General features: G+C 70.2%; 26 protein-coding genes. 16 read left to right on the top strand and 10 right to left on the bottom strand.

What is annotated here, in order from left to right; genetic code table 11:
- Window positions 1-73 precede the first annotated feature (73 nt).
- Window positions 74-934: an NAD(P)-dependent oxidoreductase gene (locus C5H89_RS09895; protein ID WP_104106800.1), complete on the bottom strand. Its 861-nt coding sequence runs from the start codon at window positions 932-934 to the stop codon at window positions 74-76.
- Window positions 931-1755 carry a hypothetical protein gene (locus C5H89_RS09890; RefSeq protein WP_104106799.1) on the bottom strand — a complete coding sequence of 275 codons (825 nt, stop codon included), beginning with the start codon at window positions 1753-1755 and terminating at the stop codon, window positions 931-933. Before C5H89_RS09890 ends, C5H89_RS09895 begins: the two co-directional genes overlap by 4 nt.
- Window positions 1756-1800: 45 nt before the next feature.
- Here C5H89_RS09890 and C5H89_RS09885 point away from each other — a divergent pair, with 45 nt between their 5' ends.
- The 14 genes from C5H89_RS09885 (at window position 1801) to C5H89_RS09820 (ending at window position 14401) form a co-directional block, all read left to right on the top strand.
- Window positions 1801-2127: an antibiotic biosynthesis monooxygenase gene (locus C5H89_RS09885; protein ID WP_104106798.1), complete on the top strand. Its 327-nt coding sequence runs from the start codon at window positions 1801-1803 to the stop codon at window positions 2125-2127.
- Entirely contained in the window at window positions 2124-2861 is a 738-nt protein-coding gene (locus C5H89_RS09880; RefSeq protein ID WP_104106797.1) for an alpha/beta fold hydrolase, read from the top strand. Before C5H89_RS09885 ends, C5H89_RS09880 begins: the two co-directional genes overlap by 4 nt.
- Complete coding sequence (locus C5H89_RS09875; RefSeq protein WP_104106796.1) at window positions 2858-3418, top strand: MaoC family dehydratase; 561 nt, start codon at window positions 2858-2860, stop codon at window positions 3416-3418. Before C5H89_RS09880 ends, C5H89_RS09875 begins: the two co-directional genes overlap by 4 nt.
- Window positions 3415-4449 carry an LLM class flavin-dependent oxidoreductase gene (locus C5H89_RS09870; protein ID WP_104106795.1) on the top strand — a complete coding sequence of 345 codons (1035 nt, stop codon included), beginning with the start codon at window positions 3415-3417 and terminating at the stop codon, window positions 4447-4449. The genes C5H89_RS09875 and C5H89_RS09870 overlap by 4 nt, the downstream gene beginning before the upstream one ends.
- Complete coding sequence (locus tag C5H89_RS09865; protein ID WP_104106794.1) at window positions 4446-5672, top strand: CoA transferase; 1227 nt, start codon at window positions 4446-4448, stop codon at window positions 5670-5672. The genes C5H89_RS09870 and C5H89_RS09865 overlap by 4 nt, the downstream gene beginning before the upstream one ends.
- Complete coding sequence (locus C5H89_RS09860; protein ID WP_104106793.1) at window positions 5672-7093, top strand: MmgE/PrpD family protein; 1422 nt, start codon at window positions 5672-5674, stop codon at window positions 7091-7093. Before C5H89_RS09865 ends, C5H89_RS09860 begins: the two co-directional genes overlap by 1 nt.
- Window positions 7090-8313, top strand: a complete 1224-nt coding sequence (locus tag C5H89_RS09855; protein ID WP_104106792.1) for a RidA family protein — start codon at window positions 7090-7092, stop codon at window positions 8311-8313. The genes C5H89_RS09860 and C5H89_RS09855 overlap by 4 nt, the downstream gene beginning before the upstream one ends.
- A complete protein-coding gene (locus C5H89_RS09850; RefSeq protein ID WP_104106791.1) occupies window positions 8313-8819 on the top strand; it encodes a MaoC family dehydratase N-terminal domain-containing protein in 507 nt (168 codons plus the stop codon). The genes C5H89_RS09855 and C5H89_RS09850 overlap by 1 nt, the downstream gene beginning before the upstream one ends.
- On the top strand, window positions 8816-9289 hold the full coding sequence (locus C5H89_RS09845; RefSeq protein WP_104106790.1) for a MaoC/PaaZ C-terminal domain-containing protein: 474 nt from the start codon (window positions 8816-8818) through the stop codon (window positions 9287-9289). Before C5H89_RS09850 ends, C5H89_RS09845 begins: the two co-directional genes overlap by 4 nt.
- The gene (locus tag C5H89_RS09840) at window positions 9286-10446 is read left to right on the top strand and encodes an acetyl-CoA acetyltransferase (RefSeq protein WP_240181792.1); all 1161 of its coding nucleotides are present in this window, start codon (window positions 9286-9288) and stop codon (window positions 10444-10446) included. Before C5H89_RS09845 ends, C5H89_RS09840 begins: the two co-directional genes overlap by 4 nt.
- A complete protein-coding gene (locus C5H89_RS09835) occupies window positions 10443-10871 on the top strand; it encodes an OB-fold domain-containing protein (RefSeq protein ID WP_104106789.1) in 429 nt (142 codons plus the stop codon). The genes C5H89_RS09840 and C5H89_RS09835 overlap by 4 nt, the downstream gene beginning before the upstream one ends.
- Window positions 10872-10878: 7 nt before the next feature.
- A complete protein-coding gene (locus tag C5H89_RS09830) occupies window positions 10879-12039 on the top strand; it encodes an acyl-CoA dehydrogenase family protein (RefSeq protein ID WP_104106788.1) in 1161 nt (386 codons plus the stop codon).
- Window positions 12029-12901 carry a CoA ester lyase gene (locus C5H89_RS09825; RefSeq protein WP_240181791.1) on the top strand — a complete coding sequence of 291 codons (873 nt, stop codon included), beginning with the start codon at window positions 12029-12031 and terminating at the stop codon, window positions 12899-12901. Before C5H89_RS09830 ends, C5H89_RS09825 begins: the two co-directional genes overlap by 11 nt.
- A 198-nt stretch (window positions 12902-13099) precedes the next feature.
- A complete protein-coding gene (locus tag C5H89_RS09820) occupies window positions 13100-14401 on the top strand; it encodes an Ig-like domain repeat protein (RefSeq protein WP_104106787.1) in 1302 nt (433 codons plus the stop codon).
- 77 nt (window positions 14402-14478) lie between these two features.
- On the opposite strand, the gene C5H89_RS09815 is transcribed toward C5H89_RS09820, so the two are convergent.
- Together C5H89_RS09815 and C5H89_RS09810 are read right to left on the bottom strand one after the other, a co-directional pair.
- A complete protein-coding gene (locus tag C5H89_RS09815) occupies window positions 14479-15282 on the bottom strand; it encodes an SDR family oxidoreductase (protein WP_104106786.1) in 804 nt (267 codons plus the stop codon).
- Window positions 15279-16298: an NADP-dependent oxidoreductase gene (locus tag C5H89_RS09810; protein WP_104106785.1), complete on the bottom strand. Its 1020-nt coding sequence runs from the start codon at window positions 16296-16298 to the stop codon at window positions 15279-15281. The genes C5H89_RS09815 and C5H89_RS09810 overlap by 4 nt, the downstream gene beginning before the upstream one ends.
- A 17-nt stretch (window positions 16299-16315) precedes the next feature.
- Between C5H89_RS09810 and C5H89_RS09805 the strand changes: the two genes are divergently transcribed.
- Complete coding sequence (locus C5H89_RS09805; protein WP_104106784.1) at window positions 16316-17248, top strand: hypothetical protein; 933 nt, start codon at window positions 16316-16318, stop codon at window positions 17246-17248.
- Here the strand turns inward: C5H89_RS09805 and C5H89_RS09800 are convergent.
- From C5H89_RS09800 to C5H89_RS09785, 4 genes are read right to left on the bottom strand one after another with little or no spacing between them, the layout of a single operon-like run.
- Entirely contained in the window at window positions 17232-18788 is a 1557-nt protein-coding gene (locus tag C5H89_RS09800; RefSeq protein ID WP_104106783.1) for a dihydroorotase family protein, read from the bottom strand. The two genes, C5H89_RS09805 and C5H89_RS09800, sit on opposite strands and share 17 nt — an antisense overlap.
- Window positions 18785-20275, bottom strand: coding sequence for an MmgE/PrpD family protein (locus C5H89_RS09795; protein WP_104106782.1), 1491 nt, complete (start codon window positions 20273-20275; stop codon window positions 18785-18787). Before C5H89_RS09795 ends, C5H89_RS09800 begins: the two co-directional genes overlap by 4 nt.
- The gene (locus C5H89_RS09790; RefSeq protein WP_104106781.1) at window positions 20272-21108 is read right to left on the bottom strand and encodes a cyclase family protein; all 837 of its coding nucleotides are present in this window, start codon (window positions 21106-21108) and stop codon (window positions 20272-20274) included. Before C5H89_RS09790 ends, C5H89_RS09795 begins: the two co-directional genes overlap by 4 nt.
- A gap of 37 nt (window positions 21109-21145) precedes the next feature.
- Window positions 21146-22336 (bottom strand): CoA transferase, encoded by a 1191-nt coding sequence (locus tag C5H89_RS09785; RefSeq protein ID WP_104106780.1) that lies wholly within the window; start codon window positions 22334-22336, stop codon window positions 21146-21148.
- 26 nt (window positions 22337-22362) lie between these two features.
- On the opposite strand from C5H89_RS09785, the gene C5H89_RS09780 reads away from it, so the two are divergent.
- Window positions 22363-23790, top strand: a complete 1428-nt coding sequence (locus tag C5H89_RS09780; protein ID WP_104106779.1) for an FAD-dependent oxidoreductase — start codon at window positions 22363-22365, stop codon at window positions 23788-23790.
- A gap of 141 nt (window positions 23791-23931) precedes the next feature.
- Here C5H89_RS09780 and C5H89_RS09775 read toward each other — a convergent pair whose 3' ends face one another.
- Together C5H89_RS09775 and C5H89_RS09770 are read right to left on the bottom strand one after the other, a co-directional pair.
- Complete coding sequence (locus tag C5H89_RS09775) at window positions 23932-24603, bottom strand: TrkA family potassium uptake protein (RefSeq protein ID WP_205304948.1); 672 nt, start codon at window positions 24601-24603, stop codon at window positions 23932-23934.
- Window positions 24596-25843 carry a potassium transporter TrkG gene (locus C5H89_RS09770; RefSeq protein ID WP_240181790.1) on the bottom strand — a complete coding sequence of 416 codons (1248 nt, stop codon included), beginning with the start codon at window positions 25841-25843 and terminating at the stop codon, window positions 24596-24598. Before C5H89_RS09770 ends, C5H89_RS09775 begins: the two co-directional genes overlap by 8 nt.
- Window positions 25844-25911 lie beyond the last annotated feature (68 nt).

Here is a 25911-nt window from a genome sequence, read left to right as displayed (position 1 = left end):
CGTTGGGCAACGGTTGTTGCCCAACGCCACTGTTGGTTGTCGCAGGGACACACCGTCCCGGGGCCCAGCCAGGTCAGCGCAACTCGGCCAGGGCCGGGTCGAACGACCTCGACGCCTTGAAGCCGGTCTCGGTCAGGCGCTCCACCGAGATGGGCGACGACGGGGAGGCGATCTCGCCGCGGTACTCCAACGAGGGCAGTCCCCGCTCGGCAGAGAGCTGGTCGAAGAGCCGTGCATTCGTCGGAGGTACGTCGGCGTGCGTGAGGTTGAAGATCCCGCCGATCTCGTTGTGCACCGCGTGCACCACTGCGTCGGCGGCGTCGTCGACGTGCAACCGGTAGAGGAGTGCGTCGCCCGAGAACGGCACGGAGCCACCGAGGTACTGGTGGGCCATCGCGACCTTCTCGGCGATCGGCGGGTCGCCGGCGCCGAAGATGTCGCCGCACCTGAAGATCGTCGCGCGATCACCCGTCGAGGCGTAGACCCGCTCCATGGCGAGGAAGTTGCTCGGGCTCGGGTCCGAGGACGCGGTCACCGCAGAAGTCTCGTCGATCAGGTCAAGGTCGTTGGCTGCGTCGCCGTACACCGACAGCGAGGAGAGGGCCACCAGCCGGGTCTCGGGCCCGGCCGCGGCGACCACGTTCTCCGCCGTGCGGACCAGGACGTCGTGGTAGGTCTTGGCGCGGCCCTCAGGGGTCATCGAGCCCTGGGCCGACGGGCCGGCCGTGATCACGACCACGTCCTGGCCCGCCACGGCCGCCCGGACCGAGGGCTCGTCCGAACCGCGCAGCACGACCGCCTGGCGGAAGCGCTCCCTGAGGGTGGCCACCTTCTCCTCGCTCGTCGCGGTGACCGTCACGTCGTGGCCGAGGCCGGTCAGCTGGGTGGCCACGGCAGAGCCGACGAACCCGGCTCCGATGACAAGGACCTTCATGCGTTCTCCTCCATCTGTGTGAAGCCGGCGCGGACCGCGACCAGCTCGTCGACCCGCTCGGCGCCCAGGAACTTCTTGGACAGCTCGTTCATCGGGTCGAGGGTGTAGCCCAGGGTGCGAACCGTGTGGTCGCGACGGCGCAGTGCGTCTCGCTCCTCGACCGGGGTCGCCAACGCCTCGCGGACCCAGCCCAGCCAGGTGTCGACGCGGTCGTCCACGACCTGGCGCAGGGTCTCCACGACGTCATCGGTGCGCTCGGCCACGTAGGAGTGGGCGATCGGGGAGAGGAAGGCGCGCATGTAGGTGCCGTGGCTGACCGACCAGGTGAAGCGGTCGTCTCCGCGCAGGGCGAGGAACTTCGCGTTCTCGGGCTCGTAGTAGCGGCCGAGGTAGTCGGCATCGACCATCAGGTCTCGCCGGGCCACGCACTCGGAGTAGAAGAAGACCTGGGGGATGGTGCCGAACACCAGGATCAGGTGCGGCACGTCGATCTGGGGCCCGAGCCAGACCTGGAGGTTCATGTCCAGGATCGAGTTCTTGCGATTCCCGATCCAGGAGTGGACGAGCCACTCCGCGGCGGGTCCCTCGGTTCCGAGGTCACCCGCGAAGGTGTTCATCGCACCTTCGTAGCTGCCGTCGTCGGTGGCCCAGTAGTCCAGGCCCTCGCTGGCCGGGTGCGGCCGCACTGGGAGCTCGGCGACGATGCGGTCCTTGGCGTCGCTGAGGATCTGCCAGAACTTGGCCCACAACTCGGAGTTGTCGACGTCGGGGTTGTCCGCGAGGAACTCGTGGATGGTCTTGGTCTGCCTACTGCTGCTCACAACCGCACCCTATAGATATATGATCTATTCTGGTAGGAGGTGCAGATGATCGTCGTGGTGAGTCAGGCCCGGACCAAGCCGGGTGAGGAGCACGCTCGGGCGTACATCGAGCTCAGCTCGGAGTTCGGCCGGTTCTTCCGCGACCATTCCGGGTTCCGCGGTCGGCGCCTGGTGCGGGGAGTCGAGGACCCCCAGCACTTCACGCACCTGCGCTGGTTCGACTCGATCCAGAGCTATGAGGAATGCACCCGTGCGCCGAGGTATGTGGAGCACACCGTGCTGATGTACGAGCATCTCGAGCCCTACGACTCCTACCCGCGTGAGTACCTCGAGGTGGTCCTCGACGAACCAGATCCGCAGGGCACGAGATGACCAGCTTCGTCCTGGTCCACGGAGCGTTCCGCGGGGGATGGGCATGGCGCCAGGTCCGGCCCCACCTGCTCGCTGCCGGGCATGACGTGCACGCCCCCAGCCTGGTCGGCGCGGGCGAGCACCATGCGCGCCTCGGTGATGTCACCGGGCTCGGCGTGTGGACCGACCAGATCACTTCGCTGCTGCTGCTGGAGGACCTGCGCGACGTGGTGCTTGTCGGCCACAGCCAGGGCGGCCTGGTCACCAGCTCGGTGGCCGCCCGCATCCCGGACCGCATCGCCTGTGTGGTGCACCTCGACGCGGCGGTGCCGGCTCCCGGCCAGCGGGCGGTGGACCTCGGGCCCGACCTCACCGAGCTGCCCGACCGGGCCGCGTTCGTCGCGGCCCGCGGGGTCGACACCGAGTCGGGGGAGTACGACGAGGCGACCGCGGCGTGGCTCAACCTCCGGCTGTGTGCCAGCCCGGTCGGCCCTGCTCTGGACCCGGTGCCAGCCGTCCCGAGCGGAGTCCGCGAGGTGTACGCGTTCTGCGCGCACACGCCGCCCACCTATCCCAGCGCTGCGACGCGAGCCCGCCTCGTCGCCGAGGGCCGCGAGCTCGTGGTCCTCGACGCCGGGCACGACGCGCCGCTGAGCGCTCCCACCCTCGTCGCGGACCTGCTCCTTGCCCAGGTGCCGCCGACCCAGACCCTCCATGCGACGGCCCCCGTCACCACCACGAAAGGTCCCTCATGACCAGCTCAGCCCAAGACTCCCCAGCAGCAGGCAACATCCAGCCGGGCTGGCAGGGTCGCTTCTTCGAGGACTTCGCGGTGGGCGACGTCTACCAGCACCCGCTCGGCCGCACGGTGACCGAGCAGGACAACATCTCGTTCGCCCTGCTCACCATGAACACCAACCAGATGCACTTCAACTCGGTCTACGCCGCGAAGTCGGAGTTCAAGAAGCCGCTGGTCGTCTCCACGCTGACAGTCGCCATCGCGGTCGGCCAGTCGGTCACCGACCTGACCCAGAACGCCTTCGCCAACCTGGGCTGGGACGACATCAAGATGACGCACCCGGTCTTTGCCGGCGACACGCTCTTCAGCGAGTCGATCGTGCTGGAGAAGCGTGAGTCGGCGAGCCGCCCGCATGCCGGGATCGTCACCGTCCGCACCCGGACCCTGAACCAGGACGGCGCCGAGGTCTGCTCCTTCAAGCGCATGTTCTACGTCTACAAGCACGGTGCCGAGCCGCTCGAGGGGATCTTCCCCGAGGGCCGGACCCCGCTCAGCCTGGAAGAGCACGCGTGAGGATCACCTTCGCACCGTGGGGCGAGACTCTCCAGGAGCTGGCGGATGCGGCACGTCGAGCCGAGGCGGCCGGCGCCGAGGTGGTCTGGGTGCCCGAGCTGCACCGCAGCGCCACCGTCAGTGCCGCGGCCCTGATCGGGGCCACCAGCACGGCGCAGGTGGGCACCGCGATCTCGTTGGCCTTCACCCGGAGCCCGATGGTCACCGCACTGGAGGCACTCGACCTGGACGAGCTCTCGGGCGGTCGCTTCCTGCTCGGTCTCGGCACCGGCGTCCAACGGCTCAACGAGGACTGGCACAACGCGCGCTGGGGCAAGCCGGTCGGCCACCTGGGCGAGACCGTGCGCAACGTACGGCGCTTCGTGGCCAGCTGCACCAGCGGCGAGCCGATCGAGCTCGACGGTGAGTTCGAGCCGATGCGGATCCGGGGCTACGAGCGCCCCTACCCCACCCAGCGCTCGGAGATCCCGATCTACCTGGCCGCCATGGGGCCCGCCATGACCCGGCTCGCGGGCCGGATCGGCGACGGCTGGATCAGCCACGAGCTCTGCTCCCCGACCTACCTGTCCGAGCGGATCCTGCCCGAGATCCAGGCCGGCCTCGATGCCGTCGAGGGGCGCCGCCGCGAGGACATCGAGCTTGTGGTCTCGGCCTGCTGCTCGGTGGACGGCGACCCGCGCGCCGCCGTCGAACGCGTGCGCGGCCACGTGGGCTTCTACGCCAGCGTGCGCAGCTATGCCGACTTCTTCGCCTTCCACGGCCTCGGCGAGGCCCAGCAGCGGGTGGTCGAGGCGTTTCGCAGCGGCCGCGGTGCCGAGCACCTCGCCGAGGTCGTGACCCCGGCGATGGTGGACGCGGTGACCCTCAACGGCGACCGCGCCCGGGTCATCGAGCAGCTCGGTGCCTACGAGGGCCTGGCCGATGCGGTCAAGCTCTCCGCCCCAACCCACGGGCTCACGCCCGCCCAGATCCGCATCGCCCAGGACGAGGTCATCGGCCTCATCTCGGCCATCTCAGGAGGACTCCAGTGACCACCCGACGCAAGCCGCTCGAGGACATCAGGATCATCTCGCTCGAGCAGTACGGCGCGGGGCCGTTCGGCAGCGTGCACCTGGCGGACCTGGGTGCCGACGTGATCAAGATCGAGGACCCCCGCGCCGGAGGCGACGTCGGGCGGTACGTGCCGCCGTACTCCGAGGACGAGGACTCACTCTTCTTCGAGACCTTCAACCGCAACAAGCGCTCCATCTCGCTCGACCTCACCACGGACGCCGGCCGCGCCGTCTTCGAGGACCTGGTCCGCAACGCCGACGCCGTCTACTCCAACCTGCGCGGCGACGTGCCGGAGAAGATCGGCATCACCTACGACCAGCTCAAGCACCTCAACCCGGCGATCGTGTGCTGCTCGCTCACCGGCTTCGGCATGACCGGGCCACGCCAGAAGGAGCCCGGCTACGACTACGTGCTGCAGGGCCTGGCCGGCTGGATGGAGCTCACCGGCGAGCCGGACGGCCCACCCACCAAGTCCGGGCTCTCGCTGGTCGACTTCTCCGGGGGCTACGTGGCTGCCCTGTCGCTGATGTCCGGGCTGCACGCCGCCAAGCGCGACGGCATCGGCATGGACTGTGACGTCAGCCTCTACGACACCGCCATGTCCATGCTCACCTACCCGGCAACGTGGCACCTCAACGCCGGCTTCACCCCGGTCCGGACCCGGCACTCCGCGCACCCTTCGCTGGTGCCGTTCCAGGCCTTCGAGGCGTCCGACGGCTGGTTGGTGGTGGGTTGTGCCAAGGAGAAGTTCTGGGTGCGCCTCGCCGCCGTCGTCGGCCACCCGGAGTGGGCCCAGGCCGGGTCGCCGTACGCCACCTTCGCGCTGCGTCAGCAGAACCAGGTGGAGCTGATCGCGCAGCTGGAGGCGATCTTCGCCACGAGCACGGTCGACGCCTGGCTCGCCAAGCTCTACCCGGCCGGAGTCCCCTGCGGTCCGATCAACGACGTCGAGGCCGCGCTGAAGGATCCGCACGCCCTGGCGCGCAACCTGATCGTGGAGACCGAGCACCCCCGGTACGGCACGGTCAAGCAGGTGGCCTCGCCGGTCCGGGTGGGCTCCGAGCTGCCCGAGTACGTCCGGGCTCCCCAGCGCAACGAGCACTTCACCGAGGTGCTCACCGACGTCGCCGGGTACGACGAGGCGCGCATCGCCGAGCTCAGGACCGCTGGAGCCTTCGGCGAGGAGCGGGTCGAGGCCTGATGATCGCGCCCGACCTTGCTCGCTGGGCCGTCGGTCCGCTGGCGGTTCCGGTCCCGGTGGAGCGCGCAGCCCTGCGCCATCTCCTCGACGGCCTCGGCAACGCCCTGGCCGGGCTCAGGTCCGGGGCCGCGGACCCGGCGGTCCGCGTCGCCACCGGACTGGGTGGTCCCGCCGAGTCGACCGTGCTCGGGACGAGCACGCGCCTCTCGGCACCCGCCGCAGCGCTGGCCAACGGGACGCTGGTGCACGCCCTGGACTTCGACGACACCCACGCCGGCGGGCTGGTGCACGCCACGGCCGTGGTGCTGCCCGCGGCCTTCGCGGTGGGCGAGCAGGTCGGTGCCAGCGGACGCGAGGTGATCGACGCCGCGGTGGTCGGCTACGAGATCGCCTGCCGCGTCGCGGGTGCCGCCCCGCACGGCTTTCACGCCGGAGGCCTGCACGCGACCATGGTGGCGGGGGTCTTCTCCTCGGCCGCGGTGGCGGCGAGGCTGATGGGTCTCGACGCCGGCAGCACGACGAACGCGCTCGGGATCGCCGGCAGCCAGGCCGGAGGGCTGCTCGCCTTCCTGGGCACGGGTGCCACGACGAAACAGCTGCATCCCGGCTTCGCATCACAGGCGGGCGTGCTGGCCGCGCGCCTCGCGGCGGCCGGCGCCACCGGACCGGAGACCGTCTTCGACGGGCCGCACGGTGTCTACGACGCCCTCGCCTCGGGTGCAGCGGCAGCGGGCCGGGTCGACACCGGGGTGATCCTGCGGGGCCTCGGTGCCGAGGAGCCCGCCACGTGGCAGACCACTCAGATCGGGATCAAGCCCTGGCCCGCCTGCCAGCTCGCGCACGCGACGATGGCGGCCGCGCAGGTGGCGTTGGCGGGCCCGGCCGCGGCCGGGGTAGCCGCCGCCGACGTGGTGGCCGTGCACGCCCGGGTGCACCCTGACTCCGCGGCCGTGGTCTGCGCGGCAGACCGGGACCTGACGAGACCGGCGAGCGCGTACGCCGCCAAGTTCAGCCTGCCGTGGAGCGTGGCCGCGCTCCTGCTCGAGGGCGCCGTCGGCATCGAGACCTACGCCGTCGCGAACCTCGCCAAGCCCGAGATCAGCGACCTGGCCTCCCGGATCACCTGGACCGTCGGCCAGGACGACGGCGTCGTGGCCGCCGATGCGGCCGGCGACGTCGAGCTCACCCTTGCCGATGGTCGGGTCCTGTCCGGACACGTCGATCGCAGCCCCGGCGGTGGTTCGGCGGCGCTGTCGGACGCCGACCTCCTCACCAAGTTCACCGGCAACGTCGGGGCCGGCGCCCAGGCGCTGTCCGACGCCCTGCTGGGTCTGGCCGCCGCGCCCGACCTCACCGAGATGCTCGCCCTGGCCGCCGCTGCCGCGTCGGCCCCGTCGCCCCCGCTGGAGGCCTCCCGATGACCCTGTCCGCGATCAAGCCCGTCGACTTCGACTGGTTCCCCTACGAGGGGTTCACGTTCTGCCTCGGTCTCACCGAGGGTGAGCGTGCCTGGACCTCGGGGCACACCTCGGCCCGGCTCGACGAGTCGATCGGCAAGATGACCGTCGAGGGCACCATGGAGCAGCAGGCGCGGATCGCGTACGCCAAGTGCCTGGCGATCCTGGCTGCCGCAGGCTTCGGTCCCGACGACGTGACGCGGGTCAGCGAGAACATCACCGTCGCCGGTCTGCACGCCTACGAGGACGCGGCCGGGGTGCGCACCGAGCTGCTCGGGCGGCGGCCGACGGTGCGCACGGTCGTGGTGGAGCGGCTGGTCCGCCGAGCCGCCTGGATCGAGGTCGAGCTGCACGCCGTCTCCGGAGGCGGACGTCAGCTGCGCGCGGCCTCCGAGGCCCGTGAGGCCGGCACCTGGCAGGCCTCCGCGATCACGGAGGGCTCCGACGGCGTGGTCTACCTGCCGACCGTCACCCCGATCGACGAGCGCGGCGACCTGGTCGCTCCCGGCGACTTCGTGGCGCAGTACCGCTACGTGCTGGAGAAGGCCGGAACGATGCTCGAGGCCGTCGGTCTCACCCTCGGCCATGCCGTCACCACCTACGACTACTCCACTCCGGAGACCCGTGCGGTCTACCGGGGGACCCACCGGGTCCGCAAGGAGCTGCTGGGCAACAACGACTCCGGCGTCTACCCCGGTGCCGGCGGGATCCTGATGAGCCGGCTGCACGCACCCGGCGCGCTCGTCGCCATCGACGTCACCGCCTCCAGGCACCCGCTCGAGATCGTCAACCCGGGCTGGTCCCGCTACGACACCTTGAGCTACGCGCCGGGGGTGAAGGCCGGGCGCACCCTGTTCATGTCCGGCTTCGCGGCCCTGGACATGGACACCCAGCAAGCCCTGCACGAGGGTGACCTGGCCAAGCAGGCCGAGGCGACGTACGGCGCGATCCTGCACCTGCTGGACCACGCCGGCCTCGGTCCCGAGCACCTGCTGGAGACCACCGAGTACTGCGTCGAGTCGGCCGTGGGCGACTACAAGGCCGTGGCCGAGGTGCGCGAACGACTGCTCGGGCCGCCGTGGCCGGCCTCGACCGGCGCGCTGTGCCACAGCCTGCTGCGTCCGGAGTTCCTGCTCGAGGTCTTCCCGACGGCACTGTTCCCCGAGGACGGGGGAGTGGCCTGATGGAGAACTCGCTCCTCACCGAGGAGGTGCTGGCCCTGCGCGGCCGCACCGTCACCTACACCGCGCCGGACCCGGCCGGCGCCGCGGCCGGACGCTACTTCGGTCTCGCGGTGGGCGACGACAACCCCCTCTACTCCGACGCCGCCTACGCACGCGAGCAGGGTCTCGCCGGGGCCACCTGGCCGCTGACGCTGATCTGCGAGACCAACCAGTACGCCGGGCTGCCGATCGACCCCGACGGCTACGCCGGTCACACCTGGGGGCTGGACCTCCCGGGCACCCGGCAGGTCCGGGGCGGCAACGCCTATCTGTTCCACCGCCGGGTGCGTCCCGAGGACATCATCGTCGCCACCTGGTCGATCGACGACGTGGTCGGAAAGGTCACCGGCTCCGGGAACGAGATGGTGATCATCACCTCGACCGCGCGCTACGCCACCGACGCGGGCGAGCCGCTCGCGGAGAACACCGAGACGATCATCTTCGTAGGACTGGAGAAGAAGGCATGAGCGCCGAAGAGAGCTCCGTGCAGCTCATCGACCAGTCGACCATCGTCGTCGGAGACCCGGTGCCACCGCTCACGCGCACGATCTCCCTGGTCGACATGGTGGCCTACGCCGGGGCGACGTGGGACTGGTACCGCTCGCACTACGACCCGGCGTACGTGGCGGAGAAGAAGCTGCCTGCGCCGATGGTCGACGGGCAGGTGTTCGGGGCGCTCTTGGTCGAGCAGCTTCAGGACTGGCTCGGGCCTCAGTCGTTCGTGCGGGAGCTCTCCTTCACCTTCAAGAACCTCGTCTTCGCCGGTGAGACGGTGCGCTGCGAGGGCGAGGTGACAGCGGCCAGTGCCGGCCGGCTGGAGGTCGACCTGCGCGTCGTCGTGGTGGCTGAGGACGGCTCGGTGGACCGGCTCGCGGCCGGTGGCGCCCGCGCCGTGGTGCTGCTGGGTCAGGCCGATGGCCCCGGGACCACCCGATGATGCCGGACCCGGTGGGAGGCGTCGCGATCGCCGGCGCCGCCGAGTGCGACCTGGGCGTCACCAACCTCTCGATCCTCACGCTGCAGGCCCAGGCGGTGACGCGGGCGCTGGCCGACGCGGGCCTGACCCTGGCCGACGTCGACGGCATCGCCACCAACGGCATCTCCCGGTTCTCCGCCACCCATCTGGCCGACTACCTGGGGGTGGTTCCCACCTGGACCGACTCCACCTTCGCCGGCGGCAGCGCGTTCGAGATGTATCTCGCCCGCGCCACGCAGGCGATCCAGGCGGGTCAGGCGGAGGTGGTGGTGATCTCGTTCGCCTCGAACCAGCGCTCGGCCAGGTCGCGGCGGATGGGGGGCGTCCACGAACCCTGGGTGCCGGAGGCGGCCTTCGAGGAGCCCTACGACATGCTCTACCCGCTGTCCTACTACGCCATGGCCGCGCAGTCGTACCTGCACCGCTACGGCGGCACCCGCGAGCAGCTGGCCGAGATCGCCATCGCCGCCCGGGAGTGGGCACTGCTCAACCCGAAGGCGTTCCGGCACGGCAAGGGATCGTTGAGCGTGTCCGACGTCGTGGACTCCACGATGATCTCCTCGCCGCTCACCGCTGGGGACTGCTGCCTGGTCACCGACGGCGGCGGCGCGGTCGTCCTGACCTCCACCGAGCGGGCGCGCGATCTGGCCAGGGCTCCGGTCCAGGTGCTCGGGTACGGCGAGAGGACCACGAACACCTCCTTCACCGCGGTCGCCGACCTGGCCGTCCCCGGTGCGCGGGGGGCCGTGCTCGACGCCTACTCCCGTGCCGGCATCACCGCGGACGACGTCGACGTCGCCCAGGTCTACGACTCCTTCACCATCACCGCCGCGCTGAGCGTCGAGGCGCTCGGGTTCTGCGGTGAGGGGGAGGCGCTCGACTACATCGCGGGCGGCCGGATCCGCCCGGGCGGCGAGCTGCCGCTCAACACCAACGGTGGAGGGCTCTCCTACTGCCACCCCGGCCAGTACGGTGTCCTGCTGCTGGTCGAGGCGGTGCGCCAGCTCCGCGGCGAGTGTGGCGACCGTCAGGTCGCCGACGCCGAGATCGCCGTGGCGCACGGCACCGGCGGCATCCTCTCCACCCACGCCACCGTCGTCCTGGGGGTGGACCGATGAGCACCACGGACTGGCTCCCGGGTGCGGTCCCGCCGCCCGACGAGAACACCGCGTCGTACTGGCAGGCGACCGGTGAGCACCGGCTGACCATCCAGCAGTGCGCGAGCTGTCGGCACGCTCAGCACCCGCCGAAGGCGCTGTGCACGGGGTGCGGCTCCATGGACCACCTCAGCCAGGTCGACGCCGAAGGTGCCGGCGTCGTCGACTCCTTCACCGTCATCCATCGGGCGCCGAGACCCGAGCTCCAGGTGCCGTACACCGTGGCTCGGGTCCGCCTGGCCGAAGGGCCGATCGTGCTCACCCGACTCGAACCGGCCGAGCCGGGGGAGCTCGGATGGCAGATCGGCGACGCCGTCGACGTCGACTGGGTCGACCTGGACGACGGTCGAGCCCTTGCCTACTTCACCCGCACCACACAGATCTGAGGGAGAGATGGACTTCACGCTCAACGAGGACCAGGCCGAGTTCAAGGCACTGCTGCGGCAGTTCGTGGACCGGGAGATCATCCCGGTGGCCCGGGAGTGGGAGCAGATCGGCCGCTACCCCACCGAGATCGTCACCGGCATGGCGGAGATGGGGCTGTTCGGGATCACGGTCCCGGAGGAGTACGGGGGCCTCGACCTGGACCCGGTCTCGTTCGCTCTCGTGTTCGAGGAGCTGGCACGCGGTTGGATGGGTATCGCCGGCATCCTGGGCAGCCACTCGCTGGCCTGCCGCCTGATCCACATGCACGGGACCGAGGAGCAGAAGCAGAAGTACCTCCCCGAGCTCGCCACCGGCAAGCGCCGCAGCGGCATCGGCCTCACCGAGCCCGACGCGGGCACCGACCTCCAGGGCATCCGCACCACCGCGCGGCTGGACGGCGACCACTACGTGGTCAACGGCTCCAAGACCTGGATCACCAACGCCCGGTACGCCGACCCGCTGCCGGTCCTGGTGAAGACCGACCCGAGCGCCTCGCCCGCGCACAAGGGCATGAGCGTGCTCCTGATCGAGGCCGGAACGCCCGGCTTCGAGGTCACCAAGGACATCGGCAAGCTCGGCTACAAGGGCACCGAGTCGTGCGAGGTGGTGCTCGACGACGTGCGGGTGCCGACCTCCCAGCTGGTCGGGGGTGTCGAGGGCCGCGGTATGCAGCAGGTGCTCTCCGCCCTGGAGTGGGGCCGGGTCAACATCGCGGCCCGCTCGGTGGGGATCGCGCAGCGTGCCCATGACGAGGCTCTGTCGTATGCGAAGGAGCGCAAGGCGTTCGGGCAGCCGATCGCGGAGTTCCAGGCCATCCAGCTCAAGCTCGGCGAGCTCGGCACCCAGGTCCAGGCGGCCCGGCTGATGGCCTACTGGGCCGCCGACGCCGTGCGCAGCGGACGCGCCGACGGCGCCACCGGGATGGCGAAGATCTTCTGCTCCGAGGTGGCGCTGCAGGCCGCCATCGACTCGATGAAGGTGCACGGCGGATACGGCTACTCCACCGAGTTCGAGGTGGAGCGCCTCTACCGCGACTCCATCCTGATGAGCATCGGCGAGGGCACCAACGACATCCTTCGCACGGTTGTGGCGAAGTCGTTGATCAAGGGGGAGACCCGTGTCGGCTGAACCAGGCACCAGGCGACCTGTGGCCGAGGGCGCGGTGCGGCTCTCGCGCTCGGCGCTCTACGTCCCCGGGGACGCGCCGGAGAAGCTGCGCGGTGCGCTGGACCGTGGTGCCGACGAGCTGATCGTGGACCTCGAGGACGCGGTGGCCCCGGGCCGCAAGGCGCTGGCCCGCGACCTGGTGGCCACCTGGCTCGACGGGCTGCCACCCACCGACGTCGAGGTCTGGGTGCGGGTCAACCCCGGTCCGGCCGCGCTGGAGGACATCCGCGCCGTCGCGACCGCCGAGGGCCTGGCCGGCGTGACGCTGGCCAAGACCGAGTCGGCCGCCGAGGTCCGGGCGGCGGCGGCGCTGCTCGAGGAGCTGGGGTCCAGCGCTCGCATCGTGCCGCTGCTGGAGAGCGCGGGAGCCATCCTGCGTGCCGCGGAGATCGCCGCGGCTCCACGGGTGCACCGGCTCCAGGTGGGGGAGGCGGATCTGCGCGCCGACCTGGGCGTGACGCTCGGACCCGACGAACGTGAGCTGCTGTGGGTGCGCTCGCAGGTCGTGCTGGTCTCGGCCGCCGTCGGCATCGCCCCACCGATCGCTCCAGTCTCCACGGATTTCCGCGACCTGGACGCCTTGCGCGCCTCGACGCAGGCCCTGGCGAGGATGGGATTCGTCGGGCGCGCCTGCATCCATCCGGCCCAGGTGGCCACGGTCAACGAGGTCTTCACGCCCAGCGACGAGTCGGTGGCGCAGGCCCGAGCACTGCTCGAGGCGCTGGCGGCAGCCGGCTCGGGAGTCGCGCTGGACGCCCGCGGGCGGATGATCGACGAGGCGGTGGCCAGACAGGCCCGACTCGTGGTCGCTAGGCAGCGCTGACCCTGGCCCGATGGCGACGTCGGCACAGAGCGCGGCGGATGAGCCCCGGACGTCGTCGTCCGGGGCTCATTGTTTCCGGAGTGTTTCAGGTCACGAAAGTTTGCGGACGGCCATAGTCACGAAGACATCTATCGTATATCTTATCGCTCTGAGACCTAGGCCACATCACCCGAAGGTTGTGGCCAACGAGGAGGAACCATGCGTTTCACGAAAATCGCCGGGGCAGCAACCGGCGCGCTGGTGCTGGGGATGCTGGCGGCGCCAGGACTGGTCGGCTCCGCAGCGGCCGCCCCGTCGGCACTGGAGCTCTCCAGGACCTTCGACTGCACGATGTCCTCCGCAGGGCAGACGCTCGCCTTCACCTACGCAGCGGACCTGAAGGTCAGCGCCGACGGTACTGCCGTGACCGTCACGGGCAACAACGTCGGTCCGGTCGGCCTGCCTGCCAACTTCAGCGTCCGCGGCCTCAATGCCAGCATCGTGCTGAACCTGAACGGCGACTCCGTCACGGTCGCCAAGGACACCGACTTCGCCGCGCCCTACTACGCCGGCAACGTTGCTGTTCCGCTGGGCACCCTGGCCGGTACGCGCACCGCCAGCGCCGACCTGGCCTCGGGGAGCATCGGGGCCCTGAACCTGGCCATCGACATGCACGTGCCCTACGGCCCGCCCGGCGGCACCGTCCAGAACAACCAGGCCTTCACCTGCGCGCCGAAGCCGGTGGTGCTCACCGGTTCACAGGCCTTCGACTGCACGGCGATGGGCTTCGGGATGACCTACCAGGTCAACTCCACCGTGACCACCTCCGGCACTGGCGTGACCGCCACCCTGTCCGAGAAGTTCAGCCCGGGCATGCCGGCCTTCGTCAAGGTCCAGGAGATCGGTGTCAAGCTCGGCGTGAAGCTCGGCTCCGAGGTCGTCAACCTGTCAGGCACGACCGCCTTCTCACCTGCGGCTGACGGCAACCTCGCCTTCACCCTGCCCGCGCTCTCGGGCACCCGCACCGGCGCCGGCGACCCCGCTGCCGTCACGGTCGAGTCGCTCGACATCAACGTGAAGTCCGGTGGCACGGACTACCCGGTCCTCTGCACGAAGGCCGTGGCTCCGACGCCGACCCCCACGCCGACCCCGACGCCGACCCCGACGCCGACGGTCAAGCCCACCCCGACCGTGACGCCGACCGTGACGCCCACCCCGACCGTCCCGCCCGTGGTGGCTGCGCCGTCCAAGACGGCCGTGAAGGTCAAGGTCAACAAGAAGAAGAAGACTGCCGTGCTCTCCGTCGCGGTGACCGGCGGTGCGGTCAAGGCGACCGGCAAGGTGAAGCTCGTCGTCAAGGCGGGCAAGAAGAAGTTCAAGACGGTCACCGTGAAGCTCAACGGCGGAACCGGCAAGGTCACGCTCAAGAAGCTGAAGAAGGGCAAGTACAAGATCGTCGCCAGCTATGCCGGCAACACTGCCCACAAGGCATCGCAGGGCAAGGGCTCCTTCAAGCTCTGATCCTGACTAGCCCCTGAGACACCACTGGCCCCGACGGTTTCCGTCGGGGCCAGTGCTGTTTCTGCGACGTGCTGGGCTCAGAGGCCGTAGCGAGCCAGCTTGTCGTTCTTCTTCGCGTAGCCGGGGTTCATGAAGCGCATCGCCAGCCGACCCGAGGTGAGCCAGGCGATCTCGTCGCCGTTCTTGGTGCTGCCCAGCATCCGGGCGACCAGCTCGGGAGCCACCTCATCGACGTGATCGACCAGGATGTTGAGGGTCCGGCGCTGCTGTGCGACCTGCTCGGGGGCTGCGGCCGCCTCGCGTAGCCAGCCGTCGGTGATCAGGATCCCCGGGCGGATCTGGCCCACCCGGACCCCGGTCCCCTCCACCTCCTTGGCGAGAGCCCTGGTGAACATGTCCAGGCCGCGCTTGGTGGCCCCGTAGACGCCCATGTTGGGCCGGAGCTTGCCGTCGCTGCCGCCGCCGAGGACGTTGAAGAGTTGCCCCTGGCCCTGGGCGGTCATCCCGCGCACCGCCGTCTGCGAGCCGAACACGGTGCCGAGCATGTTGGTCTGCACCATCGTGCGGACCGAGTCCGCACTGGTCTCGACGATCGAGTGCGTGGTGTGCGCGACGCCGGCGTTGTTGACCCACACGTCGACTGAGCCGAGCTTGTCGGCGGCACCAGCCCAGAGGGCCTCCAAGGACTCCGGATCGGTGACGTCGACCTCATGTCCCACCACGGTCCCGCCACCGGCGGCATCGAGCTCGGCCACCAGGGACCTCAGCGCTTCACCGTCCCGTCCGCTGACCACGACATTGTGTCCGCGGCGATGGAACTCCCGGGCCATGGCCCGGCCGATCCCCTTGGTGCTGCCTGTGATCACGACGTTCTTCGTCATTCACCCTCCCGGTGTACCTGGACTACGACCTTGCCGCGGTTGCGGCCGGACATCAGTGCCTCGAACGCGGCGCCCGCCTGCTCGAGCCCCGCCCACGAGTCCTCGACCAGTCGCACGGAGCCGGCTGCCAGCAGCGCGCCCACCTGCTCGACGTGCTCGGCGGCGAGGTCGGCGTGGTCGTAGACGACCATGCCGTAGGTGGTGGCGCGAGCCGCCATCAAGGCGCCCGCCCGGACGCGGGTGGCGGGGGCGCCGTTGGACTGGTCGATCAGGCCGCACAGGGAGACCCGGGCTCCGACCGCGAGGTGCTCGACGACCCCGTCCAGGGTGGCCTGGTCTCCCATGTGCAGGTAGGCGTCGATCTTCTCAGGACACAGCGTGTGCAGCTGGTCGATCCAGTCGGGGTCGGTGCGCACCACGACCTCCTCGTAGCCCAGGGAGCGTGCCAGGGCGACCTTCTCGCGGCTGCCGACGATGCCGAGGGTGCGCGCTCCAGCGTGCCGGGCCAGCTGGCCGGCGAGCGAGCCCACCCCGCCCGTCGCGGAGGAGATGGCGACCGTGTCGCCGGGTTCCGGGGCCAGGTGTCTGACGTGGGCGGCGTACGCGGTGAGACCGGGCATGCCGAGCGCACCGAGGAGGGCTGAGACAGGGGCGCCGGGCGGGACCTGCACGCGGGTGGCCCCGGCGACCGGCACCACGGCGTGCTCGCGCCACCCGGTCTCGGCCAGCACTCGGGTGCCGATCGGCAGGGAGGCGTCGTCGGACTCGAGCACGGTGGCCACGCTGCGACCGGGCATCACCTGACCTGGTGCCACCGGTGGGTCCTCGAGGTGGCCGGTCCCCAGCAGGGAGCGCAGGTAGGGATCCAGCGAGAGCACGTCGACGCGGAGCAGCAGCTCGTCGGCCCTGCGCGCAGGCAGTGACACGTCGGTGACGGCGAAGTCCTCGGCGACCGGAGCGCCGCGCGGCGACGAGACGACGACGACGGCGTGAGTGGTGCTGACCGCAGGGGGCATGACGATATAATATACGCATGGCCCTCTCCAGGATCTACGGTCCGTTGATCTCCGTCAGCTCCCTCGATGCCCACTCCGCTCTGCTGGTCGACGTGTTCGGGATGACCGCCACCGGCCGCAGTGGGCTCGACCCGCACTCGACGGAGCGGATCTTCGGGACCCGGTGCGCCACCGCGCTCACGGCGCTGCAGACCCCCGGCGCCGAGGCGGGCGCGCTGCTCGTCCGCTTCGACTCGGATCTGCCCGAGGCGACGCGGACGGTGCGTGATGAGCAGAGCCGCATCCACCGCGACGCCTTCCGGGTGATCGACTTCTATGCCCCTGACTTCGATGCCGCGGTCGCCCACGCCCGCGACGCGGGTTTCGCGATGCACACCAAGGAAGCGTCCTACGAGACCGCTGACGGCAGTTTCCGAGAGGCCCACCATCCGGGACCCGACAACGTGGTGACCGCGTTCCTGCACGGACCCGCCGACTTCTTCACCGACTTCGCCGAGGTGCGCGACCGGATCTCCAGCGAACCGGTGAGCATCTCGTTGCCGCTCAGCGAGGCGGGACCGACGATCGCCTGGTATGAGCAGGTCTTCGAATGGGGAGTGGTTTACGAGTACGACTTCGTTGACGCGTCCTTCTCCGAGCTGATGGAAGTGGACGCCGAGCTCCGGGTCCGGTCCAGCACCGTGGGCCCGAGTCGCCGGCAGACCTACGTCAACATCGTCGACTACGGACTGTCCGCGGACGCGGGTGGCTCGCTACTGGGCGCCTCGCTCGCGCCACGACGAGGCCTGCTGGGGCTGGTCGTCCTGACCGACGACCTGGACGAGGTGCTCGCGCGCTCGGGTGGCGCCGCTCAGATCGTCGAGCTGGACCTGGCACCGTTCGGCGCGACCCGGGCGAGCGTGCTGACGCCGCCTTTCGCGTCGCCGCACCTGGTCATCGAGCGCCGCTGACCCCCGTGCTGACCCCCGTGCTGACCCCCGTGCTGACCGCGGTGCCGTCCCCCGTGGTGGCCAGCGGGCGGGCGAGGGCCGGACGGGCCAAGTACGTCCCGGTCGGCGCCTGGTCGGTGACCACGCCGTCGGTCATGATCGCGGTGCCGCGCAGGAAGGTGTCGGTCACCTTGGCGGTGAGCTCGGCACCCTCGAACGGCGTGTACTCCTGGGCGGAGAGGGAGTCCTCGGCGCGCACCGTCCAGGTCACCCCCGTGTCGACCAGTGCGAGGTCCGCGTCCATCCCGACCCGGATCGCGCCCTTGCGTGCCCCCAGGCCGTAGCGCTGGGCCGGGTTGGTGGCGGTCAGCTCCGCGATCCGGCCGTACGGCAGGCCGCGGCGGCCGCCCTCGCTGACCATGCCGGCGAGCAGGTACTCCGCACCGCCGAACCCGGACTTGGCGAGGAAGACGTCCTCCTTCGGCGCGCCGAACTTGTGCTCCTCCTTGCAGCAGGCGTGGTCCGAGACCACCCAGTCGATCTTGCCGTCCAGCAGATAGCCCCACAGCGCCTCGACGTCCTCGCGCGGACGCAGCGGCGGGTTGACCTTGCCGCCGACACCGTGGGCGGAGTCGCAGTCGGCGAGCAGGTGACCGACCGTCACCTCGCGACGGAAGTCGATGTGCGGGAACGCGGCCGCCATGGTCAGCGCCGCCTCGACGGCCTTGCGCGAGGTGAGGTGCAGCAGGTTGATCGTCGGCAGCTCGGTCTCGTGGGCGAGGTAGGAGGCGATGGTGACCGCCAGCCCCTCGGAGTGCGGAGGCCTGGAGGCGCTGTAGGCGGGGAGCCCGGTCAGCGTGCCGTCCTCCTCGACCATCTTGGTGTAGGCCGACATGATCTCGGCGGTCTCGCAGTGCAGCGAGAGCGAGATCTGGTCGGCGATCTCGGGGTTCTGCTCGCGGGCCTTCTGGATTCCCCGCATCACGAACTCGAAGTGGGCGTAGTCGTAGCGCTCCCCTTCGGGGGTCATCAGGAACTCGGACTGGTCCGAGCTCCGCCCGTGCAGGCCGTGGCTGCCGTAGAACATGAACACCTTGAACGAGGTGACCCCGTGGTCGGTGACCAGGGAACCGATCTCGTCGATGTGCTCCTTGCTCATCGGAGCCAGGTGGTAGGCGTAGTCGACCAGCGCGCGGCCCTCGGTGAGCGACCTCACCTCGGGGAAGAAGTCGGCGTACGAGCCCCCCTTGTTCAGGTAGTACTGACCGGTGCGCATGTAGCTCAGGGCGGTGGTGACCCCGCCCTGGGCGCAGGCCCGGGACTCACTCGCCACGTCGTCGGGCAGCGGGTTGTAGATCCCCCAGTGCTGGTGGGCGTCGACCACCCCGGGGAAGGCCACCTTGCCGCCGCCGTCGACCACGGAATCGGCAAGCGCGGGGTCGATGTCGGCCTCGATCCGGGCGAAGACGCCGTCCTTGACGCCGATGTCGACGCGCTGCGGCTCCTCGTGGCCGGGCAGGACTGCGGTGAGGTTGGTGAGAAGGACGTCGAACTCGGTCACAGGGACTCTCCTTGGGGTGTGAATCCGGATAGCGGCTTGAGCACGGCGCTCAGGTCTGTCGCGGTGTGCAGGGCGAGGACGTCGTCGCGGACGGCGGCGGCGGCCTCGGGGGACAGGCGGCCTGCGACGTTGTCGCGGAACTTGGTGGCCAGCTCCTCCTCGGAGAGCGGACGGGCAGGTCCACCTCGGTTGGCCAGCACCTCCTCGACAAGGACCTCGCCGGAGATGGTGGTCAGGGTGACCACCGCCGGGAACTGGAAGGGGTAGATCTCGTTGCACGTCTCGTCGGCGACGACGTCGACCTTGGCCATCAGCTCGCGGCGGAGCGGATCCTGGGCCAAGGCGTCGGAGTAGTCATCCAGCGCGGTGCCCAGGCCGCCGCCGCCGAGCAGTCCGGCGGCGAAGGCGTAGGGACCGGAGAACTGAGCCTGGTATCCGGTCTCCGGGGTCCGCTTGACCTCGATCGGCTCGCCGATGGTCCGGACCGTCGAACCGGCGACCCCCACCACCACGGAGGCGACCTGGTCGGAGGTGATGCCGCGCGCGCGGAAGGCAGCCCCGGCGTCCACCGTGGTGTGGGTGAAGTGGTTGGCCGGGTACGGCTTGAAGAAGATGCCGGGCACCGACCAGGTGGAGCCGAGACCGTCGGTCACCGCCTCGGGGAAGAACTGACCGTGCAGCCAGGCCTGGAAGAAGCCGAAGCGGCCCTCCAGGACGGTGGGCGGTCCGGTGAAGCCGCGACGCACCAGCTGCGCCGCCGTCACGCCGGCCTGAGCGGCGACGCCGCAGTGCAGGCGCTTCACGGTCCCGCCGGTGCGGTTGGCCTCGATGATCCCCGCGGCCATGGACGCGGTCAGACCCAGTGCGTCGACCACCCCGCGCTCGTCGAGCCCGTAGACCAGGGCGGCAGCGACCGCCGATCCCATGGCGCCGGTGATCGAGGTGGCGTGCTGGCCGTGCTCGAAGTAGACGGAGTTGCCCAGCTGCGCGTCGTAGCCGGCCATCCCGAGCCGCACGGCAACCTCCAGGCCCACGGCGATGGCGCGGACCGTCAGCTCCCCGGAGGTGCCGGCGTGCTCGGCTGCCGCGAGGGCGGCAGGGACCACCGAGGCACTCGGATGCAGCACCGAGGGGAGATGGGTGTCGTCGTAGTCGAGGGAGTGGGCGAGCACCCCGTTGGCGAACGCGGCCTGTGCGGCGTTGACCCGGGTGGGCTCGCCGACGATGGTGGCCTGAGCGTGGCCGCCCTGGTCGAGCACGTGGCCGATCGCGGCTGTCGAGGTGGGCAGGCGGTGGGCGGCGACGCAGAGTCCGAGGACGTCGAGGGTGCGCTGGCAGACCGACGCCGCCACCTCGTCGGGGACGCCGTGGCGGCCCGCGTGGCTGGCGAACGCCCCCAGCTGCTGGGCGAGGGTGGGACCGCCGCCGGTCTCGCCGGTCGGGTTCCCGGACGGCCGGGCGTTGGCGGCGGGGGAGTAGGCACTCATGCGCCGACCACGGCAAGCGGTCGGACCGGGGAGCCGGTGGCGCCGAAGAACTTCAGGGGCGACATCACGAAGAGGAACTCGTGCGTGCCGGCCGCGGCGAGGCCCTCGAGGTCGAGCGCCTCGATGATGTAGATGCCGTGCTCGACCAGCAGCACCCGGTGTGCGGGAAGAAGCCCGTGACCCGCGCCGGGCTTGAGCTGCTCGTAGGCGATGGTGTCCGCACCGGTGGCATGGATCCCGAAGTCGGCGAGGAATGAGGCCCCGGCCTCCGAGACGCCCGGGACGCCGGTGGACAGGCCCCGGTAGGCGTCGCCGTCGCCGTTGTCGAAGTGCTGCCCCCAGCCGGAGCGGATCAGCACCACGTCACCCGTGCGGATCTCGGTGCACTGCACCTCGAGGGCCCTGCCGAGGTCGTCGACGGTGATCTCCTGGCCGGGCTCGAGCCGTTCCACCTCGAGGACGGCGGGGATGTCCAGCAGGACGCCGCGTCGCACCATCGGGGCGATGGTGTGCGCGCCGTGCTCTGCGAACCTGCCCCCGACCTGGGCCTGCTCGGCGTCGACGTCGCCGTACAGCCGGCCGTCCTGGGAGACGTGGGCCAGGGCGTCGACGTGGGTGCCGACGTGAGTGCCCATCGAGATCATGTCGTTCGCGGCCGAGCCGCCGTCCGCCCGCACCATGTCGCCGTGACGACGCGGCATCGCGTGCCAGTACGCCGGGTGGTTGGGGGACTGGGGCATGCCGACGGTGAGGGTGCGTCCGAGGTCGTGGACCCGGAGTCCGGCGTTCACGGCGTCGAGAAGCTGTCCGGTGGTCGGATGGAGAGCAGTCATGGTGTGGCGTCGTCCTCGTCGTTCGGGGGCGGATTGGTCAGGCGATCACGTGGCGTTCGCGCAGCTGCGTCAGTTCCTCGTCGTCGAGGCCCAGGGCGGTGAGCACCTGGTCGGTGTCCTGGCCGAGCGAGCGGCCGGTGAAGTGGATCTCCCCGGGCGTCTCGGACATCCCCCACATGACGTTGTGCTGCAGGACCTTGCCCAGGTCGTCGTCCTCGACCTCGAGCAGCATCCGGGTCTCTCGTACGTGCGGGTCCTCGACGATGTCGCGGGCGGAGTAGATCGGGGCGCACGCGGCACCCGCCTCGGTGAATGCGTTCATCACCTCGTCCCGGGTCCGGGCTCCGATCCAGGAGCCGACCATCTCGTCCAGCTCGTCGGCGTGCGCTGCGCGCGAGTGCCCGGTCGCGAACCAGGGCTCCTGGATGACCTCGGGATGACCGACCAGGTGCATCACCTTCTCCGCGATGGCCTGTGCGCTGGTGGAGATCGCCACCCAGCGGTCGTCACCGGTGCGATAGGCGTTGCGGGGAGCGTTGTTGGTCGAGCGGTTGCCGTGCCGCATCCCGATCTCGCCGGTCTGCTGGTAGACGGTGGGGCCCGGCCCGACCGCCGTCATGATCGGGTTCATCAGGTTGAGGTCGATGACCTGCCCCTGGCCGCCGTTGCGCTCGCGGGCGTAGAGCGCCATCGAGACGGCGGAGGAGGCGGCGATCCCGGCGATCGAGTCCGCCAGGCCGAAGGCGGGGAGGGTGGGCGGTCCGTCCTCGGGCCCGGTGAGGTGGGCGAAGCCGCTCATCGCCTCGGCCAACGTCCCGAACCCGGCCCGCGCCGCGTAGGGGCCCACCTGCCCGAAGCCGGTGACCCGCAACAGGATGAGGCCCGGATTGAGCTGCCGCAGGACCTCGGGGCCGATGCCCCAGCGTTCGAGGGTGCCGGGCCGGAAGTTCTCCACCACGACGTCGGCTTCGGCCGCCAGTGCCTTGAAGATGTCGGCGCCGTCCGGCTCCTTCAGGCTGAGGCCGATGGTGCGCTTGTTGCGCGAGACCTCCTTCCACCAGATCGGGACCCCGTCCTTGGACGGTCCGTGGCCGCGCATGCCGTCCCCGGCCGTCGGGTGCTCGATCTTGATCACGTCGGCGCCGAAGTCGCCCAAGATCTGACAGGCCAGGGGGCCGGCGAGGATGGTGGAGGCGTCGAGGACGCGAACTCCGGTCAGTGGACCCATGGACTGAACATATATCATCTACGACTATGACGTTCGATGTGCTCGTGGTGGGTGCCGGGGCTGCCGGTCTCTCTTGCGCGATCCAGGCCGCCCGCGACGGCGCCCGCGTGCTGCTGGTGGAGAAGGACACCCGCCTCGGCGGCACGTTGCACCTGAGCGGGGGTCACCTCGCGGCCGGGGGGACTGAGCGTCAGGCGGAGCGGGGGATCGAGGACTCCCCGGCCGCGCATCGTGCCGACGTCGAGCGGATCAGCGGCGGCAGCGCGCGCCCGGACCTGGTCGACATCGTCACCGAGCATGCCCCGCAGACCATCGAGTGGTTGGCCAGCCGCGGGTTCGCGTTCGCCCCCGAGACCCCGCGGATCGTCTACGGGCACGAGCCCTACCGCACTGCGCGCACCGTCTACGGAGTCGACGAAGGGCTCTCCATCCTGAGCGTCCTGGAGGACGAGCTCGCGAAGGTGCGGGCCGGCACCGAGCTTGAGGTCTGGACCGGCGTCGCTGTCACCGGACTGCTGGTCGGTGACGAGGGCGCCGTCGAGGGTGTCAGCGTGCAGCGAGGCAGCGGGGAGGTCGACGTGCATGCCGGCGCGGTCGTGCTCGCCACCGGTGGGTATGGCGCCGACCCGGAGCTCTTCGCCGAGCTCGAGGGTGCCCCGCTGGTCTCCGCCGCGGCGCGCACCTCGACCGGGGACGGGCTCTACCTCGCCATGTCGGTCGGCGCCGCGCTGCAGGGTGCCGGCACGTACCTGCCCACCTTCGGTGGCCTGCCCGACCCGGTGGCACCGGGCCGGGCGAACTGGCACGACCGGCAGCGGCTGACCAGTGAGCGGCCCCCGTGGGAGATCTACGTCGACACGTCGGGACGACGCTGGGTCGCCGAGGACGAGCCGTCCATCGATGAGAAGGAGCGGGCCCTGACCAGGGTGGCCGAGCAGACCTTCTGGACCGTCTTCGACGACGCGGCCCTGGACGCGGCCACCGGCAGCCAGCAGATCGTCGTCGGCAAGGAGCCCGACGAGGTGCGCGCGATGGCCAACACCAGGCCCGGCGTCCACGCCGCGGACAGCGTGGCCGGCCTCGCGGAGCTGGCCGGCATCGACCTCGCGGGCCTGGGGGCGACCGTGGCCCGGTACAACGAGGCCGTGGCTGCGGGTGTCGATCCCGAGTTCGGCCGCCGGCACCTGCCCGCCCCCATCGCCCGTGGGCCGTTCTACGCGCTGCGCAACCACGCCATCACCCTGGTGACCTTCCAGGGCCTCGACATCGACGCCGACTGCGCGGTGCGCACTGGGACAGGTGAGGTGGTCGCGGGGCTGTACGCCGTCGGCGAGGTCATCGGCGCGGGCGCGACCTGCGGCAACAGCTTCTGCTCCGGGATGTTGCTCACCCCTGCCCTGACCCTGGGCAGGCTGCTCGGGGCGAGACTGGGGCAGTCCCGTACGACCAGATGAGGCCGTCAGCCGGCCCCGGCGCCACTGGCGCCCGATCGACCTGCCCCGAACCAGGAGTCGCCGGCCCGGCCGGTGATGGTGCTGGTGGCCATGAGCGGGTGACCGAGGGAGTCGCTCATCACCAGGGCAGCGGCATCGGCGTCAGTGCATGTTGCAGAACTTCTCCACGATGCGGGTGGGGCCGGAGACGATGAGGTGGTCGTGACGGGTCACGGTGGTCTCGGGGCGAGCGTAGGTGAAGTCTTCGCCGGTGCGCTTGACCCCGACGATGGTCACGCCGTGCTTGCTGCGCGGCGCTGACTCGGCCAACGTCTTGTCCCAGGTGAAGGGTGGCGCGAGGGTGCGGGCGATGGAGAACTCGTCGTCGAACTCGATGTAGTCCATCATCCCGCCGGTGAGCAGGTGGGCCACGCGCTCGCCCATGGAGTGCTCGGGGTAGATGACGTGGTGGGCGCCGACCCGCTCGAGGATGGCGCCGTGCTTGCGAGTGATGGCCTTGGCCCAAATGTCGGGGACACCAGCCTCGGCGAGCGCGAGGACAGTGAGGACGCTGGCTTCGATGTCGGTGCCGATCGCGACCACCGCCCGCTCGAAGTCGGCCACGCCGAGTTGGCGGAGCGCCTCGTCGTCGGTGGTGTCAGCCTGTGCGACGTGGGTCAGTTCATCAGCCCATCGATCGACCAGGGCCTGGTTCTCGTCGATGGCCAGGACCTCATGGCCCATGCCGACCAAGGACTCGGCGACCGCGGAGCCGAACCGGCCAAGGCCGATGATGAGCACCGTGGTCGAGGCGGGCTTCCTGAACTTAGCCAATGACGGGTCGCTCCTCGGGCAGATGGAAGTGACGGTGGCGGGACTTCAGCGCGAGCGCTGAGGCCACCGTGATGGTGCCGACGCGCCCCACGAACATGAGCACCATGAGGGTGATCTCGGCAGCAGGGGGCAGGTTCGGGGTGATGCCGGTGGACAGGCCGACGGTAGCGAACGCGGAGATGGTCTCGAACAGGACCACGTCGAGGGCGTAGTCGGTGACCAGCAGGATCACCATGGTGCCCCCGGCGATGGCGGCAAGAGCCAGCAGGACAACCGTGAGGGCCTGGCGCACGGTGTCGCCCCCGACCCTTCGATGGGCGATGTTCGTGTCGCGCTCGCCGCGTACCTCGGACCAGATGACGAAGGCGAGGAGGAAGAAGGTGGTGACCTTGATGCCGCCGGCAGTGCCGGCTGAGCCGCCGCCGACGAACATGAGGACGTAGTTGACCGACATTGTCTCGGGCGTGATCTGGCCGTAGTCGATGCTGTTGAAGCCCGCCGTACGGGGCACGACGCCGCCGGTGACGCCGCCGACGATCTTGCCCCACGCGGTGAGTCCGCCAAGGGTGCCTCCGTTGGTCCATTCCAGGGCGAGGAACGCCCCGATCCCTGCGACGAGCAGGACCGCGGATCCGTAGACCGTCAACCGGGTGTGCACCGTCCACGCCTGCGGCTGTCGCCAGCGACGGCGTAGTTCGAACAGGACCGGAAAGCCGATGCCTCCGGCGATGATGGCGACACAGATGGGGAACATGATCCAGGCGTCGTCGACGAATCCCATGAGGTTGTCGGAGTACAGCGCGAACCCGGCGTTGTTGAAGGCCGAGATCGAGTGGAAGATGCCGTGCCAGACGGCCTCGGCCCAAGTGTCGCCGTACCGGGCACGGAAGCGCAGCGTCAGCGCGATCGCGAAGACGGCCTCGAACGCCAGCATGGTGACGGCAACGCGGCGCACGACGTGACGGACGTCGCCGATGTTGAGGCTGTGGGTTTCAGCTTGGGCGATGAGCGAGGACCTGAGGCGTAGCTTGCTGCCCACAAGCATCCCCAGCAGAGTCGCCAAGGTCATGATCCCGAACCCGCCGATCTGGATGAGGCCCACGATGACAGCCTGTCCGAACGGTGACCAGTACGTCGCGGTGTCCACCGTGGTCAGGCCGGTGACGCACACCGCGGAGACGCTGGTGAACGCGGCCGTCAGGACCGGAGGACGGGTCGGACCGGGGGTTGAGATCGGCAACGAGAGCAGTGCAGCGCCCAGCAGGACTGCCGCAAGGAACGCGAGAGGCACTACCCGAGCGGGATGCA

This window comes from Nocardioides sp. 616, assembly GCF_002930065.1.
GTDB classification, from domain to species: domain Bacteria; phylum Actinomycetota; class Actinomycetes; order Propionibacteriales; family Nocardioidaceae; genus Nocardioides; species Nocardioides houyundeii.
This window is presented reverse-complemented; position numbering and strand designations above follow the sequence as displayed.

Excerpts from the sequence above, each read along its gene's own strand:
- C5H89_RS09895 (WP_104106800.1), bottom strand. The coding sequence starts at position 934 with ATGAAGGTCCTTGTCATCGGAGCCGGGTTCGTCGGCTCTGCCGTGGCC.
- C5H89_RS09885 (WP_104106798.1), top strand. The coding sequence starts at position 1,801 with ATGATCGTCGTGGTGAGTCAGGCCCGGACCAAGCCGGGTGAGGAGCAC.
- C5H89_RS09880 (WP_104106797.1), top strand. The coding sequence starts at position 2,124 with ATGACCAGCTTCGTCCTGGTCCACGGAGCGTTCCGCGGGGGATGGGCA.
- C5H89_RS09875 (WP_104106796.1), top strand. The coding sequence starts at position 2,858 with ATGACCAGCTCAGCCCAAGACTCCCCAGCAGCAGGCAACATCCAGCCG.
- C5H89_RS09860 (WP_104106793.1), top strand. The coding sequence starts at position 5,672 with ATGATCGCGCCCGACCTTGCTCGCTGGGCCGTCGGTCCGCTGGCGGTT.
- C5H89_RS09855 (WP_104106792.1), top strand. The coding sequence starts at position 7,090 with ATGACCCTGTCCGCGATCAAGCCCGTCGACTTCGACTGGTTCCCCTAC.
- C5H89_RS09850 (WP_104106791.1), top strand. The coding sequence starts at position 8,313 with ATGGAGAACTCGCTCCTCACCGAGGAGGTGCTGGCCCTGCGCGGCCGC.
- C5H89_RS09845 (WP_104106790.1), top strand. The coding sequence starts at position 8,816 with ATGAGCGCCGAAGAGAGCTCCGTGCAGCTCATCGACCAGTCGACCATC.
- C5H89_RS09840 (WP_240181792.1), top strand. The coding sequence starts at position 9,286 with ATGATGCCGGACCCGGTGGGAGGCGTCGCGATCGCCGGCGCCGCCGAG.
- C5H89_RS09835 (WP_104106789.1), top strand. The coding sequence starts at position 10,443 with ATGAGCACCACGGACTGGCTCCCGGGTGCGGTCCCGCCGCCCGACGAG.
- C5H89_RS09830 (WP_104106788.1), top strand. The coding sequence starts at position 10,879 with ATGGACTTCACGCTCAACGAGGACCAGGCCGAGTTCAAGGCACTGCTG.
- C5H89_RS09820 (WP_104106787.1), top strand. The coding sequence starts at position 13,100 with ATGCGTTTCACGAAAATCGCCGGGGCAGCAACCGGCGCGCTGGTGCTG.
- C5H89_RS09815 (WP_104106786.1), bottom strand. The coding sequence starts at position 15,282 with ATGACGAAGAACGTCGTGATCACAGGCAGCACCAAGGGGATCGGCCGG.
- C5H89_RS09810 (WP_104106785.1), bottom strand. The coding sequence starts at position 16,298 with ATGCCCCCTGCGGTCAGCACCACTCACGCCGTCGTCGTCGTCTCGTCG.
- C5H89_RS09805 (WP_104106784.1), top strand. The coding sequence starts at position 16,316 with ATGGCCCTCTCCAGGATCTACGGTCCGTTGATCTCCGTCAGCTCCCTC.
- C5H89_RS09795 (WP_104106782.1), bottom strand. The coding sequence starts at position 20,275 with ATGAGTGCCTACTCCCCCGCCGCCAACGCCCGGCCGTCCGGGAACCCG.
- C5H89_RS09790 (WP_104106781.1), bottom strand. The coding sequence starts at position 21,108 with ATGACTGCTCTCCATCCGACCACCGGACAGCTTCTCGACGCCGTGAAC.
- C5H89_RS09785 (WP_104106780.1), bottom strand. The coding sequence starts at position 22,336 with ATGGGTCCACTGACCGGAGTTCGCGTCCTCGACGCCTCCACCATCCTC.
- C5H89_RS09780 (WP_104106779.1), top strand. The coding sequence starts at position 22,363 with ATGACGTTCGATGTGCTCGTGGTGGGTGCCGGGGCTGCCGGTCTCTCT.